Origin of the sequence: Vibrio owensii (genome assembly GCF_002021755.1) — a bacterium.
Taxonomy (GTDB): domain Bacteria; phylum Pseudomonadota; class Gammaproteobacteria; order Enterobacterales; family Vibrionaceae; genus Vibrio; species Vibrio owensii.
On record NZ_CP019960.1, the window covers coordinates 339,428 to 356,762 of the forward strand.

At 43.8% G+C, this 17,335-nt stretch carries 16 protein-coding genes; 10 read left to right on the forward strand and 6 right to left on the reverse strand.

The window, feature by feature from the left end; genetic code table 11:
- Positions 1-29: 29 nt before the first annotated feature.
- The 4 genes from A9237_RS18170 to A9237_RS18185 form a co-directional block, all read right to left on the reverse strand.
- The gene (locus tag A9237_RS18170; RefSeq protein ID WP_078608938.1) at positions 30-956 is read right to left on the reverse strand and encodes a DUF58 domain-containing protein; all 927 of its coding nucleotides are present in this window, start codon (positions 954-956) and stop codon (positions 30-32) included.
- 14 nt (positions 957-970) lie between these two features.
- The gene (locus tag A9237_RS18175; protein WP_078608940.1) at positions 971-1,927 is read right to left on the reverse strand and encodes an AAA family ATPase; all 957 of its coding nucleotides are present in this window, start codon (positions 1,925-1,927) and stop codon (positions 971-973) included.
- A gap of 174 nt (positions 1,928-2,101) precedes the next feature.
- A complete protein-coding gene (locus tag A9237_RS18180; RefSeq protein ID WP_078608942.1) occupies positions 2,102-2,776 on the reverse strand; it encodes a hypothetical protein in 675 nt (224 codons plus the stop codon).
- A gap of 82 nt (positions 2,777-2,858) precedes the next feature.
- Entirely contained in the window at positions 2,859-4,235 is a 1,377-nt protein-coding gene (locus A9237_RS18185) for a hypothetical protein (RefSeq protein WP_078608944.1), read from the reverse strand.
- 113 nt (positions 4,236-4,348) lie between these two features.
- Here A9237_RS18185 and A9237_RS18190 point away from each other — a divergent pair, with 113 nt between their 5' ends.
- The 9 genes from A9237_RS18190 to A9237_RS18230 all read left to right on the forward strand — a co-directional run bounded on the left by A9237_RS18190 (position 4,349) and on the right by A9237_RS18230 (position 13,811).
- Entirely contained in the window at positions 4,349-5,092 is a 744-nt protein-coding gene (locus tag A9237_RS18190; RefSeq protein WP_078608946.1) for a Crp/Fnr family transcriptional regulator, read from the forward strand.
- Positions 5,093-5,318: 226 nt separating this feature from the next.
- Complete coding sequence (locus A9237_RS18195) at positions 5,319-7,235, forward strand: methyl-accepting chemotaxis protein (RefSeq protein ID WP_078608948.1); 1,917 nt, start codon at positions 5,319-5,321, stop codon at positions 7,233-7,235.
- Positions 7,236-7,294: 59 nt separating this feature from the next.
- Positions 7,295-7,495: a restriction endonuclease subunit S domain-containing protein gene (locus A9237_RS18200; protein ID WP_009704926.1), complete on the forward strand. Its 201-nt coding sequence runs from the start codon at positions 7,295-7,297 to the stop codon at positions 7,493-7,495.
- 178 nt (positions 7,496-7,673) lie between these two features.
- Positions 7,674-8,342, forward strand: coding sequence for a LuxR C-terminal-related transcriptional regulator (locus A9237_RS18205; RefSeq protein WP_009704925.1), 669 nt, complete (start codon positions 7,674-7,676; stop codon positions 8,340-8,342).
- A gap of 230 nt (positions 8,343-8,572) precedes the next feature.
- A complete protein-coding gene (locus tag A9237_RS18210; protein ID WP_032802144.1) occupies positions 8,573-9,229 on the forward strand; it encodes a LuxR C-terminal-related transcriptional regulator in 657 nt (218 codons plus the stop codon).
- A 205-nt stretch (positions 9,230-9,434) separates the two neighbouring features.
- Positions 9,435-10,019, forward strand: coding sequence for a calcium-binding protein (locus A9237_RS18215; protein ID WP_009704923.1), 585 nt, complete (start codon positions 9,435-9,437; stop codon positions 10,017-10,019).
- A gap of 61 nt (positions 10,020-10,080) precedes the next feature.
- Complete coding sequence (locus A9237_RS18220) at positions 10,081-11,799, forward strand: type I secretion system permease/ATPase (protein WP_078608949.1); 1,719 nt, start codon at positions 10,081-10,083, stop codon at positions 11,797-11,799.
- Complete coding sequence (locus A9237_RS18225; protein ID WP_078608951.1) at positions 11,774-13,114, forward strand: HlyD family type I secretion periplasmic adaptor subunit; 1,341 nt, start codon at positions 11,774-11,776, stop codon at positions 13,112-13,114. Before A9237_RS18220 ends, A9237_RS18225 begins: the two co-directional genes overlap by 26 nt.
- Positions 13,115-13,250: 136 nt before the next feature.
- A complete protein-coding gene (locus A9237_RS18230; protein WP_009704920.1) occupies positions 13,251-13,811 on the forward strand; it encodes a sugar O-acetyltransferase in 561 nt (186 codons plus the stop codon).
- Between the two features lie 91 nt (positions 13,812-13,902).
- Here the strand turns inward: A9237_RS18230 and A9237_RS18235 are convergent, their stop codons facing one another.
- On the reverse strand, positions 13,903-14,532 hold the full coding sequence (locus A9237_RS18235) for a response regulator (protein ID WP_005441035.1): 630 nt from the start codon (positions 14,530-14,532) through the stop codon (positions 13,903-13,905).
- Positions 14,529-15,923, reverse strand: coding sequence for a sensor histidine kinase (locus tag A9237_RS18240; RefSeq protein ID WP_078608953.1), 1,395 nt, complete (start codon positions 15,921-15,923; stop codon positions 14,529-14,531). Before A9237_RS18240 ends, A9237_RS18235 begins: the two co-directional genes overlap by 4 nt.
- Before the next feature lie 371 nt (positions 15,924-16,294).
- On the opposite strand from A9237_RS18240, the gene pstS reads away from it, so the two are divergent.
- Positions 16,295-17,329 carry a phosphate ABC transporter substrate-binding protein PstS gene (gene pstS, locus A9237_RS18245; RefSeq protein WP_078610219.1) on the forward strand — a complete coding sequence of 345 codons (1,035 nt, stop codon included), beginning with the start codon at positions 16,295-16,297 and terminating at the stop codon, positions 17,327-17,329.
- Positions 17,330-17,335: the final 6 nt, after the last annotated feature.

The window sequence follows — 17,335 nt, forward strand, 5'->3', positions numbered from 1 at the left end:
CTTGAATGATTTGTATGTTGTTGCTTTGACTAGCTTAACTGCTGAACTAGCGGTAACCCGCTCGACAGACTGTTAAATGGAATTGCCATTGAGTGACACTGCTGTTTAATGGCTTGTTGATGCTTAACGAAGTGAGACTCCAATTCTTGGCGTTCCCCTTTAGATCCGAAATTAAACCACTGACTTCGATGACCATCGGATGCTTTCGCCTGGCCTCGGAAGTCGGTTTCGCCTCGCTCAAGAGGATCATAAAACTGCACTGCACGAACGCTGTTGTGTTGCTTTAATCGACGCAATTGAACCAGCTCTTTCTCTTCCACTTGAGCAAAGTCGCTCAGCAGAATAAGCTCACTGCCTTTCGGCGTCAGGTTGTGTAGCGTTTCAATTGCGCTCATGTATGGCAACGTGCGTGTGCTGTCAGCTTGTTGATTCGTAAGTAATTGATTGTGAGTATTCACTATCGCGTCAAGAATTCTCAGCCCTTGCTTTTGTAAAGAAGAAGGGCGGAACTCAATACACTGGGAACCATCATCTATCACTGCGCCGATGCGGTCTTTCTTGGCTAACGTCAGCCAAATCAAGACGCTAGCGAAATGCGCCAGTTGAACCGATTTCAATACATATTGCGATCCAAAGTGCATGCTTGGGCTCAAGTCGATGTATAAGATCACCGCTTGCTCTTTGTCTTCAGCAAACAACTTGGTGTGCGCTTTTCCCGTTCGAGCCGTGACTCGCCAATCGATGCTGCGAATATCATCACCCGCTTGGTATTGGCGCACTTCCATGAAGTCCATACCGCGCCCTTTTTGACGACTGGTATGGTTACCGCTCATTTGCGACCAAATGCTCTGGGCTGGTGGCAACCAACGAACCGATTGAGTGCGATATTGAAGCAGCTCTTCAAGGGTTAATGTCACCCCATTCGCATGAGGTGGCAATGCATATGATGCAGACATGTCACCTACCTACGTTATGCGCTACCTACAAGATTAAGAAGCTTGTCGATAACCTGATTTGCTGTAATGCCTTCTGCCTGAGCGTGGTAGCTAAGCAGCAGACGGTGACGTAGCACAGGGTAAGCCATGGCTTGAACGTCTTCTGGTGAAACGAAGTCACGACCTGCCAGCCACGCATGAGCACGAGCACAACGGTCAAGGGCGATCGTCGCACGCGGGCTCACACCCATAGATAGCCATTTAGCAAGCTCTGAGTCGTAATCGCTTGGCTGTCGAGTCGCCATCACAAGGCGAACGATGTATTGCTCAATCGCATCTGCCATGTGGATGTTGAGTACTTCTTTGCGTGCGGTGAAGATGTCTTCTTGGCTCAAGCTTGGACGTTCAATCGTCGCTTCGCCTTTTGCCTCACCACGGTTGATGCGCAAGATAGCCAACTCATGTTCCGTATCTGGATAATCCACATCAAGGTGCAGCAAGAAACGGTCAAGCTGCGCTTCTGGGAGCGGGTAAGTACCTTCTTGCTCGATTGGGTTTTGAGTTGCCATCACCAAGAACAGCTCTGGGAGTGCGTATGTGTTTCGTCCCGCTGTCACTTGCTTCTCAGCCATTGCTTCAAGCATCGCGGCTTGCACTTTAGCTGGCGCACGGTTGATCTCATCAGCAAGGATCAGTGAGTTGAAAATAGGACCAGACTGGAAGGTAAATTCGCCCGTTTCTGGACGGAAGATGTCGGTACCCGTCAAATCGGCTGGCAGTAGGTCTGGTGTGAACTGAATACGGTGGAAATCACCTTCTACACAATCCGATAGAGATTTCACCGCACGGGTCTTAGCCAATCCTGGAGGACCTTCAACCAAGATATGCCCATCGGCAAGTAGAGCAATAAGTAATTGTTTTACCAGATCATGCTGACCAATGATCTGAGACTCTAAGTAGCTTTGAAGAGTTTCGAAGTTTGTTTTGTGCATTTTTTGGACTCTCTGGTATCCATATGATTCTTGTTTTGAGTATTGGTCACTTTCTCAAGGGGAAAAGTTCCAGTACGTCCGTGTAATTTATCTTTTCAATATTGGGGTATTGCTATGTTTTACAAGGTTCTGACGTAGTCTTCGGTGTATCGAACGTTCTAATCATACGGTAGCTCACAATGCGTGCTTTAGTGTGAGCCAAAAATTGTCATCTTCATCCGCATTTATTGAAACCGTCGCTTCTTCTGTGATGTTGTGGCCAACTTGAGTCACCAATTCAAACAAACGTACTTTTTTGCCTCCAACACTGTAGGTGTATTGAGGCACTAAGTTCACAAACCAGTCACTGCTTACTTGCCAGCGAATGAGGCTATAAAGCGTAATAATGGGGGTGTCGGGAAACAGGCTTTGTCGTGCTCGTTTATCGTCTGTCCAAGTTGAACCATACAAGAGTGCAGGATTAATGCGTAATGTCTCAGTGACAGGAATAACTTGAATCGCCCCGAAAGAAGCACGGTTGATAGGAATTGGGTTGGTATTATTGCGCTGCGCATCGACAAACAGACCTGTTCCTGTTGGTTTATAAATAGAGAAGTGGCGTAAATGCACGGTTTCAAAGTCGTCTTTAAATTGAAGGAAACTGTTATGACCAAATGCGCTATCAGGACGATGGAAACTCAGTTGGCCAATGGCACCGTATCCATTGCTACCAGAACGGAGCCCGACAAATGAACTGAGTGCAGTAGGGTCGTCCAGTTCCGTATTACTTTCAGAGTGAGAGGTTGGTGATGCGTACACTGTTGCGACGAGAAAAACGAACAACAGCAAACACAGTAGCTTAAGAGTCATGGCTACCTCGATATCAGTCTGTATTTGAATTAGGAATGGCAGGAAGGGGATACCTGCCATAGGAATCAAGCGAGTGGAGTAACTAACTTTGATGACAAGGGAACATCAGTTCAAAGTTGTTAGTGGTGGTATAGAAGGTTCTCGGGTAGTACTCGCGCATCACGGAGGCAATGTCTTTGTCTTGTTGGATATTTTGAATGGCATGCTCGAATTTAGGTGAGGCAAGCATATGACGAATTTGAACGATTGATGCATCTTTATCTACAATCCCATCTCCATCATCAGCCATTGGAAGCCAACCAATACCACATTGAGTAAAAGCATTGCGAGGCCTGTCTGATTTGCGACTTACGGCAATGGTATAGTAACCATCTTTGTCGACGGGGATGCGCTCGTCGTATAGGCAATCGTTGACTTTGGTAACCGCAAAACCTTTGTTCGAACATACTGACCAGTAACGCAATTCACCGCCAGTCATCTGTTTATCGCCATGAAACGTTTTCGGGGTTACGGGAGCTTTAGCGCGTAAAACATACACAGGACCATGTTTACGATTCACTACGGTTCTAATGTAGTTATTGTCTAAGTTTGGATAGAAACCACCTGAACTACGACGCGCCTCAGGATTGATCTTCCCTGTGTAGATGCCAAGCAAGCTCTGACGATCTAACTGAATATGCCAAGTAGAAGGGTTCGTTGCGGGGAATCCTGCTGGCTTATTTGGTTGGGTGACCAGTTTGCGATATTTCTCGACAGGTATTCCAAGAGCGTTGAGTTGTGCCTTTAAGGGCTGGGCACTATTCAACGCTGCGCACGCTTCAGAACCACGCAACACTTTACCAGAGGCAAGGGTTAGGATGGGTTTAGGTAAGGATACGTTTGCGGTTCCATCGCTATTTTCGTCTTTGGCGTAAATTCGATAAATCAACACTTGCTGATTCGCAGAGGACTTTGGTGCATGCAGTTGGTCTGACTCGACTCCCTCACGAATTTGTCCTGCGGTGTAATCGTCTTTGGGTTCGTAATCGAGCACATTTACAGCATAGTTTCTGAAAACGCTGTCCCTCTGACTTCCTTCACGAAAAGGGTTCACGTTACTTTGGCTTGGCTTAATCATGTAATCTGGAAGAGATTGAACCGGCCTTCCTCGATCATCATAGCTAATCAGTGACATGTAGCGAGCATGGGGAAATTGACCTTCTAGCTTCAGTTTCGCCCCTTTAGGCATTGTAAATGCTGCACCCCAATATTTTACAGCGGCATCAGGGTAGGCAACGTTAATGTAAGGATCGGCTGAAACTGGCCCATAACGAAAGAAACAAGTTCTTTCGCCGGGAATTCCCTCAAAGGTGTCGTTCGCAACAGAAGTTGTCGTCCAAGTCGCAATGGTAAAATACATTGCTGTGATGGCGGTTGTACGTATCCATCGGCTTAGAGTTGTTACGCATGGCATTAGCATAATTAAATCCTCGTCCCACAACCTTGTGGTTTTTCTCTGGTATTTTTATTCGATTAATTGTTAGTCTTTCTGTAACAATTAATTAACAACGTATCAGAGGTAGGATTCGAACAATGTCTAAAATCTTACAATCTCACTTGAGTCATTCATTGAGCCAAGAAGATCCCACTGTGTTTACTGACCAAGTGCTAAATACAGATCCGACATTGGCAGAGTTGGATAGGACGGCAGTGGACGAAATGGTACTCGCAGCTAGAGTCGAGAGTTATAAAGTGCCTACTTTGCTAAATTCAGCCCACACCAAGGTAGATACCATGCGCCTTGTTGTGTCCGGTCATATCGAGCTGGTGAGTTGTAATGCAAATGGTGAAGAGGCCTGCATTGCGATTTTGGGTCCAGGAAGTTGGTTGACGTGGCTAGGCTGTTTTGAAGACCAACCAACAAAACATGATTTTTACTCTGCTTCTGATACGCTCACCATCGCTATACCAGTGAAGAAAATGCGCGATATCGCATCGCGTTATCCTCAACTTTATCAAATCGCTATCCATGAAATCAGCGTCCGCTTTAGGCTTTTGATGGAGTGGACCACAGAATCCGTGTTGCTAAAAAATGAGTATCGAGTCGCTAAATTGCTTGCATTGGTTAGTCGATTGAATACGTCTAGCGGGCACAACGCTCCTATTTTATACACTCAAGATAAATTAGCTCACCTTTCAAGGTGTTCACGCCAGACATTAAGTCGTTCACTACAACAGTTGGCTAAACAAGGAATCATCAGCATTGGCTATCGTCGAATCGATATTATTAATGGCGAAAAGTTGGACGATTTTATTCGCTCCGGACTGCCCAATTGATGATGTTAAGTTCATGATCAAAAGAAAGAAATTTTAGCTGAGCTTGATTAATGTCACGTATTTAATTATCAATTGCATTTTAGTTGCACATATTTGTGAGAAATTTCTCTAGTTTTGTAGGGGAAGGCCGATATAAGTTCCAAGCCGTGCATAGCGAGTTGTTATGCATCCAGTTTTATCCTGTTCAGAATACAGATAACGAGTGATTCTTTTTAAAGGTCCAGATATGTTGAAACTTAACTCCCTGAGTATCAAACAGAAGGTTGTCATTGGTATTACTTTTGCCGTGCTCGCTTCTACCATCATTGTCGGTGTCATGGCACAGCGACACGCACGTGAAGTGCTAAGTCATCGCTTAATCGATATCGAATTACCTGCAATGCTGCAGCAGATTAATACTGAAATTGACCGTGAAGTTGTACAAATGCAGCAAGCGGCAAAACAGCTTGCCACGAACGAATTTGTCATTGAGGCGCTATCGACGACAGATCGTAACCCAATGGTAGAAGCGCAACTTGTTCAACAGCTTAACAATGTGAAGTCTCAATATCAGTTGAACGATGCTTCGGTAGCAAACCGACAAACAGCATACTACTGGAACCAAAACGGTTTCTTACGCCAGCTTAATCGTTCGCAAGATGCGTGGTTCTTTGGCTTTACATCTTCAGGGCAAGACACGTCGGTAAGCGTTTTCCAAGAAGCGAATGGTGATGTGAAAATGTTCACTAACTACCAAGATGTGAATGGCGTATCGATGTCAGGCCTGTCTAAGTCGATGGATGACATGGTTTCGCTACTGAATGGCTTTAAGATTGAGAAAACAGGCTATGTGTTTCTGACCAATAGCAAAGGTGATATCCAGATCCACCGTCAGCAAGGCAAAAACAAAACCTCTATTAGCCAATTGTTTGGACGTGAAGCTTCCCAGCTACTTAACAAAGGTCACTTCAATCTTGTGACAACAGAGATTGAAGGCCAAGACATGTTCGTGTCTAGCTTGTATGTGCCCTCGATGGATTGGTTTGTTGTTGGTGTTGTACCTGTCGATGAAGTCTTTGCTGATCTTGATGCAACCGCAGAGAAAATGTTGTTCACGACAGCCATCGTCGCGCTGATCTTCATCGCAATGGGCGTTCTGTTAGCAAACAGCATTACTAACCCAATTAGCCAAATTGCAGACCGATTCACTGACCTTGGCGAAGGAGAAGGTGATTTAGCCCAGCGTATTGAAATCAAGGGTAACGACGAGATCGCCCAGCTATCAAAAGGCTTTAATGGCTTTATTGAGAAGATTCACGCAACCATGAAAGAAGTGTCTCTAACTAGTGGTGCGTTAAGTGAGGCTGCGGATAGTGTTTCTAGCAAAGCGACTTCGACTCATGACAACAGCCAAGAACAACGTGACCAAACGATCCAAGTCGTGACGGCAATTAACCAAATGGGTGCGACGATCAGTGAGATTGCCTCAAACGCAGCAACCGCAGCTGATACGGCAAACCAAGCATCTGACAATACACAGACTGGTCGCCAAGTCGTGACGCAAGCGAAGGAAGTGATTAGTCGTCTTGCTGATGACGTTGAAACGACCAGTATGGTAGTGACCCAGCTTGCAACAACCACCAAAGACATCGGCTCTATTCTGGATGTGATTCGCGATATTTCTGAGCAAACCAACTTACTTGCGTTGAACGCAGCGATCGAAGCAGCACGCGCAGGTGAGCAAGGACGAGGCTTTGCAGTGGTAGCGGATGAGGTGCGCAATCTAGCATCTCGTACTGCAGATTCAACGGAAGAGATTCAGAAGATGATCAACCAACTTCAAAGTGATGCTCAAGACGCAGTGACCGCGATGGAAGCTGGTAAAGTGGTAACGTTTGAAGGTGTGGCATCAACAGATGAAGCGGTTGATGTACTGATGAATATTTCTGAGCGTATTGCGGATATTTCAGATAGAAACACCCAAGTTGCGACAGCGACAGAAGAGCAATCGACAGTGGTTCATACTATCAACCAAAACATTGAAGAAATTAACGCTATCAATGAGATGACAACAGCAACAGCAGAAGAACTGGCTGGAGCAAGCCGAGACCTACAAGAGCTGTCATCTCGCCTAGATAAGATGGTTGGTAGCTTCAAGCTGTAGAGTTGGATAGAATAGGGCTAGTTTACAAGTTTAATGACTCGATATTTTAGGTAAGTACTATGAATGATTTCGAAAAAGAACTAGAACTGATCTCACAAGAAGCTGGTGACGAACCAGAGGTAAAGCTGCCATCTCTTGAAGAACAACAGGAAATCGTAGCAGAGCTTAAAAAGCTAGAGGCTGAAGGAAAGCTGACACCAGAAATCCTTGAGCAATACTTTGGTAAGTTCAATCAGAAAAGTTCGGTGCCAGTGCACTAATAAAGAGGGAGTTTCATACTCCCTTTTTTAATACCCGCCATTTAACTCATGCCTTGCAACTATTTACTAATCAATAAGTTATTAGTTGTTACTACTTTTTTTCATACTTGACAATACTGCCGCTCTAACTAAATCTATTGCTTATTTCAATCAAAATAACTAAAGGGCAGCGAACAAGATGGAGCATCAAAATACAAGGAACGTGATCTTAATAACTGAGGACAGCTTACAGTCCTCTTTATTGAAGGATGTGCTCGAAACGAAGCTCAGCATCAACGTAAGTCTAATCGCACCTGAAAAGCTTGCTGCCCAAGCAGAGTTGCAAAATCCCGCCTCAGCAATCGTGTTGGACTACAGTGTGATTACCGATGAAGTGTTCTCTCATTACATGGAATTTAAGAAAGCTACATTTAAAGACACTATTGAGGTCTTGATAAACTGTGACAAGTCTATTTCTACGGAAGAGTTATTTGTATGGCAAACGCTCGCGGGAATATTCTACACATCGGATGACATAAGCACTCTTCAAGTTGGAATTGGTAAAGTATTACAAGGTGACATGTGGTTTAGCCGCAAGTTTTCTCAACAGTACATTACTCATCTACGTAGACACAGCAGACCACTTAATAAGAACGTTCCCGCAATTTTAACTAAAAGAGAACAACAAATAATTACCTTCTTATCAATGGGTGCTTCGAATCAACAGATCGCAGAACAGTTATTTGTGAGTGAAAATACTGTAAAAACCCATCTTCATAATATTTTTAAGAAGATTGACGTGAAAAATAGAGTGCAAGCATTAATTTGGGCTAAAGAGAATATGTCTGATCTTTCTATTGCCGTATAATAAATATGGTTATTTCAATCAATTTCATAATCTTTGCGACTTATATCTAATATAATTATCTCGTTCCAAAAAAGTGTTTCTTTTATGAGAAACACTTTTTTTGTTTATGATCTTAACGAAATTGCAATTTAAAAAAGTAGCAAATAACTCTACTCTATCGGCTAGCACTTAGATATGAGTTCAAATACTTATAACTAGTTATTAATCTAAAATATTTAGTCAATAAAAGTATGAGAAACATTATGGGACAGTATAAAGAAAAACCTGAAATCCTAATGATCACTCAACAAAGTCTGCAGAGTGAGAACTTCAAGGAGATGCTTTCAAAAAACACCGATACCAAGATTACGATTATCGATAGCAAAAATCCAAGCTATCATGAACTCATTCCAGAACAATATTTCCTGTTGGTAGATTTTTCAGTAGATACGCCATCTGATACTTTAGTTTATTTAAAGGATAGCGATAAAGTATTAGGTACTATTATGCTCAATTTAGGGCATGAGTTGGATACATCGGAGTTAGCTTCTTGGCCCAATGTTAAAGGTATTTTTGGTCCAAGTGATTCTATGGAGAAATTATGCCAAGGCTTAAGTGCAATTATAGAAGGAGAGAATTGGCTATCGCGTCGTTTGCTTGATCAACTTGTCAATTATTATAAAGGAAAAGAAGCGAGTCATATTATTGATCCAACTATAGAGGTAGAGCTCACGCGAAGAGAGGTTCAAGTTTTACAGATGCTGAAAGAAGGCGGATCAAATATGGAAATTGCCGACTCTTTATTTATCAGCGAGCATACTATTAAATCTCACCTTTACAACATATTTCGAAAAATAGAAGTCAAAAACCGAACGCAAGCCACTAGTTGGGCGAGAAGAAACCTGTAGTACTAGATTTAACCTTATGTTTTAAATACCTTTTATATCTAAAAGTACCAGTTTTTAATGTGCTAATAATATTGTTAGTTTGAAATATCAATCCATATTCAAACTTGTTCCTATGCTTTTGTTTATTAGACTTCCGGTGTCTGTAGGAAGTTAAACAGGCGTGAAATAAAGGTCTATTCAAATAGAAAGCCAAGAGGGACATAAAATGAGCACAAATGACACTTACTATGGTGACGCGGGTGATAACCATCAGGTCGCTGACTTTGACGGTGGCAATGACGTATTTATCGGTTTTGGTGGCAACGATTCTTTCGTTGGTGGCGGTGGTAACGACTTCGTTGTCGGTGGTGAGGGAAATGATCGTCTAACTGGTGGTGCAGGTGACGACATTCTAATGGCTGGCACAGGTAACGACTATCTCGGCGGTGGTACAGGTAGCGATTTATTGCTCGGTTTGCTGGGTGACAACAAGCTAAACGGTGGTACAGGCGATGACCTACTGGTTGCTGGTTCTGGTGACAATGTAATGGTTGGTGGTAGTGGCGCAGACAAGTTTATCTTTACCGACAAATTTGGCGGTCATGGGGAAGCGAAAGTCGTTGATTTCACTATTGGTGAAGATTCACTGCATATCATCAGCGACTCTGTAACATCATATGCTGATCTGAGCTTTACTTATGACGCTAAAGGCAATGCTGTCTTTACTGATGGCGCGGATCTGACGGTCAAATTGCTTGGTGTTACGCAAGAGGACATCAACTCATACGGCAGCGACTTATTCATTATCTAAGTCACCTTTTTGGGCGCTAGCGAGTCTAGCGCCTAATGTATAAAAATATGTGGAAATAATCGTGCAACAAACGGTTTTCAAAGAAGTTAGACAAAAACTATGCACGCTCATAGGCTTGCTGGTTGGTTTTAGTTTATTCATAAATTTATTAGTACTTGCTATTCCTCTGTACATGCTCCAAGTGTACAACCGCGTTATCTCTTCTTATTCAATCGATACACTTTTCTTACTGACCGTTATTGTCCTTGCGGCACTACTTACCATGTCTTTGATAGATATTGCTCGTGCGCAAATGAGTAAGTCATTTGGCTATTGGCTGGATGCAAAACTGTCGGCATTTATGCTCAAGCGTAGTATCCAATATCAAACTCATACTGGTAAAAGCTACACATCCCAAGTGCTAAGGGATATACAAAACATTAAGAGTTTTTTAAGTAGTCAGGCGCCTTATCCTTTGCTGGATGCACCTTGGACACCAGTTTTTATCCTTTTCGTTTATTTGCTGCATCCTGTTTTAGGTCACATTGCTTTAGGTGGTTCGATTGTTCTGTTTAGCCTTGGAATCATCAATGAACTGGTGACAAGAAAGGTGTTACAAGAGAGTGAAGTTCGGTCAATTTCGCATATCAATCACGCTGAAATTGCCACTCAAAACGCAAACTCGATTGTCGCAATGGGGATGATGAATGCGTTCTTAGAACGATGGTATGCGAAAGCAAACGAATCCAACTTGTTAGAACAGACGGTGGCGGGGAAGTCGATCTATCTCGCTAATTTTTCTAAGTTTGTTCGTGGCTCGTTGCAAATATGCTTGCTAGGGGGAGGCGCATGGCTGGTGATCCAGCATGAGATTACCGCAGGCGCGATGATTGCCAGTTCCATTCTGATGAGCAGAGCGTTATCGCCAATGGAACAAGCCATAGGAACATGGCGCAGCGCGATGTCTGCTCGAAATGCTTATAAGCGGTTGTGGGAAATTGATAGGATCGTTAAACAAGATGAATCGGACATGCCGCTACCTCGTCCGAAAGGACATTTTGAATTTACGGGTTTAGCTTATCGTCACCCTGGCGCGACAGAGCCTGTTTTATCATCCATCTCTTTATCAATACCTCCCGGTGTCTCCGTGGGGGTCATTGGCCCCTCTGGTACAGGAAAGTCGACCTTTGCAAGACTGCTTCTCGGTAACATCAAACCGCTCGCAGGCAAGGTTACTCTAGATGGGATGGAGGTTTCTTCGTGGGCTTCTGAAGATAGAGGAGCCCACTTTGGTTATCTCGCACAAGAAGTGGAACTGTTTCCGGGGACGATTAGAGATAATATCGCGCGATTTAAAGATGAAGACCCTGCAAAAGTCATTCAAGCCGCTCAGTTAGCCGGTTGTCACGAGCTTATCCTTAAGAAAAACAAAGGCTATGATTTTGTCATTGGCGAAAATGGACGTGGATTGTCCGGTGGAGAGCGTCAGCGTATTGCTCTGGCTCGCACCGTTTACGGCAATCCATCCGTTGTTGTATTTGATGAAGCCAACGCGAATCTCGATGGGGAGGGCGAAGCGTCATATCAGCGTTTAATCGCGCACCTTAAGTCAGAAGGGGCCACTGTCATTGTGATTGCTCACAACCCAAGTACGTTGCGCCAGATGGACCGATTACTGTATCTCGCTGAAGGTCGCGTCAAATTGTATGGCGTAAGAGATGAGGTGTTAAAGCGCTTAATGGGAGAAGAAAGAACAGATATACCGAGGGTGCGAAATGAGCAATCAACTGCCAACCGATAACAAACTGACGGCGGAAAACGTTTTCCGTTTTATGCCAACGGCCGAGCTTAAACTTAAAGGTCCCATTCTACTCGGCGTGTTGACGCTGAGTTTATTCTTGGGCGGATTAGGCTACTGGGCTGCCACCTCAAAACTAGAGAGTGCTGCTATCGCTTACGGTGATTTATCTGTATTGAGTAAGCGCCAAGAGATTCAACATTTGGAAGGTGGAATTATTGAAAAGCTTTATGTTCAAGAAGGCGACTTGGTCGAAAAAGGACAGTTACTTATCCAGCTTTCGAAGCGTCAAGCAAATGCAAAATTAGATTCTCTTGGTGGTCAGTACATTCATACTCTAGCCAAAGAAAATCGATTGAATGCTGAGCTTGATGAATTACCGGAGATTAATTGGGCGCAAGATATCGAGACGATTAAAAACGCAGAGATTGTTGCTGAAGCTAAATCAGTACAACGTAAGATATTTGAGGCGAGAAAGCGCTTTTTCGACAGCAAACTAAACATCATTGCGCAGAGCATCTCAGGCGCGAATTTGGAATTGGATAACCTCAATGCAACGAAAGTAATCGAACGTGAGCGCTTGAAATTCATTGAGGAAGAAATTGCCAGTAATCAGGCGTTAGTACAAAAAGGCTTTTCAGGGAAGTCAGCTCTACTTCAGCTTAAACGTCTTGCCGCAGAAGTCCGCAGTACGCTCAGCCAATTGGACCGCCAATCATTGACCGTGGCCAAGCGATTAGATGAAAACCAAGCAAAAATCGAAGAATTGAAACTAGAGCGACTCAATCAAATTGTCGAAGAGTTGCGTAACACTAAGACAGAGCTTGTTTCGATCAAAGAGGAGTATGGTTCTGCAAAAGATGTCGTCGCAAGAACAGCGATTGTCGCTCCAATCTCCGGCAGAGTAGTGAATATGCAAGTGTTTACTGAAAAGGGGGTGATTGGCTCGGGCGAGACCTTGCTTGAGCTCGTTCCTCAAGATGACAAGTTGCTGGTGGAGGCGCGTGTGAGTCCACAAGACATCGATTTGATTACGCCAGGGCAGCATGCTCAAGTTCGTTTAACGGCTTTGAATGCAAGAACGCTAGCACCTCTCGATGGCACCGTATTAACTATCTCCGCGGATAAGCTCTCAGAGCAAAACCAAGATGATTTTTATCTTGCCCGTATTGCTTTAGCTCAAGAGGACGTTGCGAAGCATCGGTTGACTTCTGGGATGAACGCTGAAGTGTTGATTCTATCAGAGCCAAGAACACCGCTGAGTTACCTTGTTAAACCATTAACCGAGAGTATGAATCGCGCATTCCGAGAAGACTAGCAGATAGCTTCTGTTTGAAATCTCGTCATTGAACGTACGTAAATTACGTAAATAAATGATCCATTAACGAGGTCACATTTTGTGAGATTGGGATGTGTTTTGATGCGCCTTTATTTTGTGTGAGATGACGTGAACAATGAGAACAGAAAAAGAAAAAATGTTGGCTGGTGAGCCATACAATGCATGGGATAAAGAACTTTACCAAGCACGTATTGAATGCAGAAAAGTACTGCAGAAAATCAACAACAGCATTCCAGATACAGAGGAATGGCGTAATGCAATTGATGCACTTATTCCAGACTCTGAAGGGGCCTATTTAGAACCGCCTTTCCGATGTGATTATGGCTCAAACATCAAACTAGGAAAGAACTTCTACGCGAACTTTAACTGCGTCGTACTAGACGTGGCGGAAGTACATATTGGAGATAATGTTCTATTTGCTCCTAATGTACAGATTTACACTGCAGGACACCCTTTGGATGTAAAAGGCCGGGTAGAAGAAGGAGTTGAGTTTGGCACGCCGATTACTATTGGCGACAACGTATGGTTAGGCGGCGGCGTGATTGTTTGCCCAGGTGTGACTATCGGTGAAAACTCAGTGATTGGTGCGGGTAGCGTTGTTACGAAAGATGTGCCACCGAACGTAGTTGCAGCAGGAAATCCATGTAAAGTAATTCGTCCAATCGAACAAAAATAATCGAATTGGTTACTTATCTCAGGGCGGGATAGCGAATTAACAGTAAGAAGCCGACACTCCGTCGGCTTTTTTTATGCATTTTAAAGGTGTATTAAAGCATGCTGGAGTGAACTTGTTGCCCTTGCTCTGTCAGCGAGTAAATTCGCCCATCCTCTTTAATTACCAATCCGCTGTTGACAAGTTGTTTTAGGTGGAAGTTGAATTTGGTGTGGTCCTCAATACCAACCACACGGCAGAGGTCCATGAACTTCATTTTTCGATGGATCTTGAGCTGCTTTATAACCGAGCGACGAATCGGGTTGGATAGCGCACTAAAAATCTGGTCATGCTTTCTTTCATCAAGCGGTGACTTTGGTGACCGCTCTGCGTGGACACGCTTTAACGTGACAGACAATGCAGCAAGGTTGAACGGCTTAGTAAGAAATTCATCAGCACCCTTCTTCATCGCATCGACGGCGACATCAACAGTAGCAAAAGCGGTGGTGATGATGATGCCAATGTTTGGATGTAGGCGTCTTAGGGCAGAAAGGGCTTCAATCCCTGTCATGCCTGTCATCACGACATCAAACAAAGCTAAGTCAAAGTGTTGCTCGCTGGCAATATCTAGTGCGTCTTCAGCGTTATCACACGCGACCACTTCAAACGATTCCAAGGTTAATGCCTCAATGAGGACCTCTCGCAATTCAACATCGTCTTCTGCAAGTAAGAGTTTTAGTGTCATTCAATATTCCTTGGTAAGCGGATTTCAACTGTTAAGCCAGTAATGTGGTCACTCTTCTTCGAGTTCCTCAAGTTTAGCTCGCCACCGTGTTGTAAGATAATTTGATTACTGATTGCCAATCCCATACCTGTGCCTTCACCCCTTGGCTTTGTGGTGTAGAAAGGTGTTTTCGCTTTGGCAATTTTGTCCAGTGGCATCCCAGTCCCCCAATCGGAAATGGAGAGAATTGCCACCAGTTTGTCTTGATACGTTTCTATGTAGAGTTGCTTGTGTTCTTGGCTAGCGTCAATCGCATTGCCGATGATATTGGTCACCACTTCTTCTAATTGGCCTGCATCACCTAAGACATTAAGTGTGTCATCAAGGGAAGTACTTACAATGAAGCCCTCTAAGCGGTATTGGTTTAAGGAAAGTGCTTGGTCCACGATCTTTTTCAAAGAAACCACTTCGCGTTGGATTGGTTTGTGGTGAGCATAATTCAAGACTTCATGGCTGATCTCTGCAGCACGTTCTAAACCGTGACGGATGCGGGCTAGGTGTCTATGACTGTCTTCGTTGTCTGGTAAATGTTTCTCCAACAAATCGCAGCTCATCGTCGCACTGGAGAGTGGCGTTTTGATTTCATGAGCGACCGCGGAAGTCAGTTCACCAAGTTCTTTAAGTTTGGCATCTTGTTGAGAGAGTTGGATGTTACTTTCAAGTTGTTTGCTTTTTTCATCATCAAACACGCGCAGTGCGATCCATAAGGTGCATAAAATACAAATGGCACAAACCATTCTGACGCCAAGCACCCAAAGGCCTAAATCGGAGGTCAATACACCTGCTGCAATGCCATAAGCGATCAAAGCAAGACCGGTTAACTTAAATGGAAGTGATGCGCCATGGCCTTCTTTTTCTAGGATGTTCGCATAGCTCATCATTGCTAACCCAGAGATGGCGCCAGCGCCCAAGCCGAAGATCCATCGGACTTGGTTTGCGGTGTTGTGAATGTAAATTGCGTACTCGTTACTTCCGAACCGAACGATTAAGCTGATAACAAACAAGGTAAGGACAGTGAGTGCACCATATTTGATGGCTTTAATGTACTTCCAGTCCGTGAGATCTAGCATCTTCCATGCAAAAGCACCAAGCGCAATAAATGAGAACCAGAGCTTGAATACCTTAAAAGTCTCTATTCCCTTGGTGAGCGTGAACTCATGCTCATACATGACCAAGTAAAGTTCTGACCATTCGTGGAAACCGTGAATGAACCCAAATAACGCAAGAATAGGTAAAGCAGAAGCGATAGCGATCCGGCTTTTGCGTAAGTCTCGAAAAAGAATGGCAAAAAAGATGGCGAAGAAAGCTAAGCCATAGAAGAGGTAGATCTTAAAGATGAGTAACATGTCCATGGTTTGAGTCTAAATGACTCCGTACCCTTCATCAATATTTAATATTTGCAATCTTATTATGGTGCATTGCATACATATCCTTTTACATCTGCACTTACTTTATAAAAGTTGTGTGAAGTTTTCTTATCATAATTAATTCCGCCGAGATAATTGTTATTCACATGGTGCGCTTTAGTGTCGATGTTTAATAAAACTGTCATATTGAATTTCTAATCTGCACCCGTCGATTGGTGAGCACCGATTGATTGTTGGATTTATTTCAATACCTAGTTTTACTTGAACACTAAAACTAATCTGGGCTAATTAAATGTTGCTTTTTTTATTAGCCCAACTTAATCGCTAAATTATATCGGAGATATATTGTGAAATTCATGAAATCAGCTCTAGTGTCTTCAGTTCTGGTTGCAGCATCATTTGGCGTTGCTGCCAAAACAACGATCAATGGCGCTGGTGCGACATTCCCTCATCCAATTTATGCGAAGTGGGCTGAGCAGTACCAAAAGGAAACGGGCGTTCAGATCAACTACCAAGCGATCGGCTCTGGTGGCGGTATCCGTCAGATCACAGCAAACACAGTAGACTTTGGTGCGACAGATGCGCCGTTGACTATTGAAGAGTTGAACAAAGAGGGCATGATTCAGTTCCCAATGGTGATGGGTGCAATTGTTCCTGTAGTAAACATCCCTGGCATTGATGCTGGTGAAGTTAAGCTAACAGGCAAAGTGCTGGCTGATATCTACCTAGGCAACATCAAGAATTGGAATGATCCGGCGATTGCAGCGCTAAACGAAGGCGTGAAGTTACCAAATCAACCTATCTACGTAGTGCACCGTTCGGACGGTTCTGGTACGACTTACAACTTTACTGATTACCTAGACCGCGTAAGCCCTGAATGGCATGAGTCTATTGGTGTTGGCAAAGATATCACATGGCCAAAGAAAGCAACAACAATTGGCGGTAACGGTAACGCAGGTGTCGCAAACTTCGTAAACCGTACTCGCGGTGCGATCGGTTATGTGGAATACGCATTTGCTAAGCAAAACGACCTTGCTTACACCCAAATGCAGTCTAAAGAAGGCAAGTTCCTAAACCCAAGTATGGACACTTTCCAATCAGCTGCAGTTAACGCTGATTGGGAAAATGCACCAGGTTACCACCTGTTACTCAACGACCAGCCAGGTGCTGATTCTTGGCCAATGACGGCTGCTACGTTCATCCTAATGCACACAGACCAATCGGATGCGAACAAAGCAAAAGAAATCGTGAAGTTCTTCGAGTGGAGCTATGAGCAAGGTGAGCTTGCGGAAGAGTTAGATTACATCCCAATGCCAAGCAAGGTAGTTAACATGGTTAACGAAACTTGGAAAAATGGTTTGAAATCAGACGGCCAAGCGATTATTCAATAATTAATT

Bases quoted from the DNA above. Each gene is read 5' to 3' on its own strand.
- A9237_RS18170 (WP_078608938.1), bottom strand. From the start codon at position 956: ATGTCTGCATCATATGCATTGCCACCTCATGCGAATGGGGTGACATTA.
- A9237_RS18175 (WP_078608940.1), bottom strand. From the start codon at position 1,927: ATGCACAAAACAAACTTCGAAACTCTTCAAAGCTACTTAGAGTCTCAG.
- A9237_RS18180 (WP_078608942.1), bottom strand. From the start codon at position 2,776: ATGACTCTTAAGCTACTGTGTTTGCTGTTGTTCGTTTTTCTCGTCGCA.
- A9237_RS18185 (WP_078608944.1), bottom strand. From the start codon at position 4,235: ATGCTAATGCCATGCGTAACAACTCTAAGCCGATGGATACGTACAACC.
- A9237_RS18190 (WP_078608946.1), top strand. From the start codon at position 4,349: ATGTCTAAAATCTTACAATCTCACTTGAGTCATTCATTGAGCCAAGAA.
- A9237_RS18195 (WP_078608948.1), top strand. From the start codon at position 5,319: ATGTTGAAACTTAACTCCCTGAGTATCAAACAGAAGGTTGTCATTGGT.
- A9237_RS18200 (WP_009704926.1), top strand. From the start codon at position 7,295: ATGAATGATTTCGAAAAAGAACTAGAACTGATCTCACAAGAAGCTGGT.
- A9237_RS18205 (WP_009704925.1), top strand. From the start codon at position 7,674: ATGGAGCATCAAAATACAAGGAACGTGATCTTAATAACTGAGGACAGC.
- A9237_RS18210 (WP_032802144.1), top strand. From the start codon at position 8,573: ATGAGAAACATTATGGGACAGTATAAAGAAAAACCTGAAATCCTAATG.
- A9237_RS18215 (WP_009704923.1), top strand. From the start codon at position 9,435: ATGAGCACAAATGACACTTACTATGGTGACGCGGGTGATAACCATCAG.
- A9237_RS18225 (WP_078608951.1), top strand. From the start codon at position 11,774: ATGAGCAATCAACTGCCAACCGATAACAAACTGACGGCGGAAAACGTT.
- A9237_RS18230 (WP_009704920.1), top strand. From the start codon at position 13,251: ATGAGAACAGAAAAAGAAAAAATGTTGGCTGGTGAGCCATACAATGCA.
- A9237_RS18235 (WP_005441035.1), bottom strand. From the start codon at position 14,532: ATGACACTAAAACTCTTACTTGCAGAAGACGATGTTGAATTGCGAGAG.
- A9237_RS18240 (WP_078608953.1), bottom strand. From the start codon at position 15,923: ATGGACATGTTACTCATCTTTAAGATCTACCTCTTCTATGGCTTAGCT.
- pstS (WP_078610219.1), top strand. From the start codon at position 16,295: ATGAAATCAGCTCTAGTGTCTTCAGTTCTGGTTGCAGCATCATTTGGC.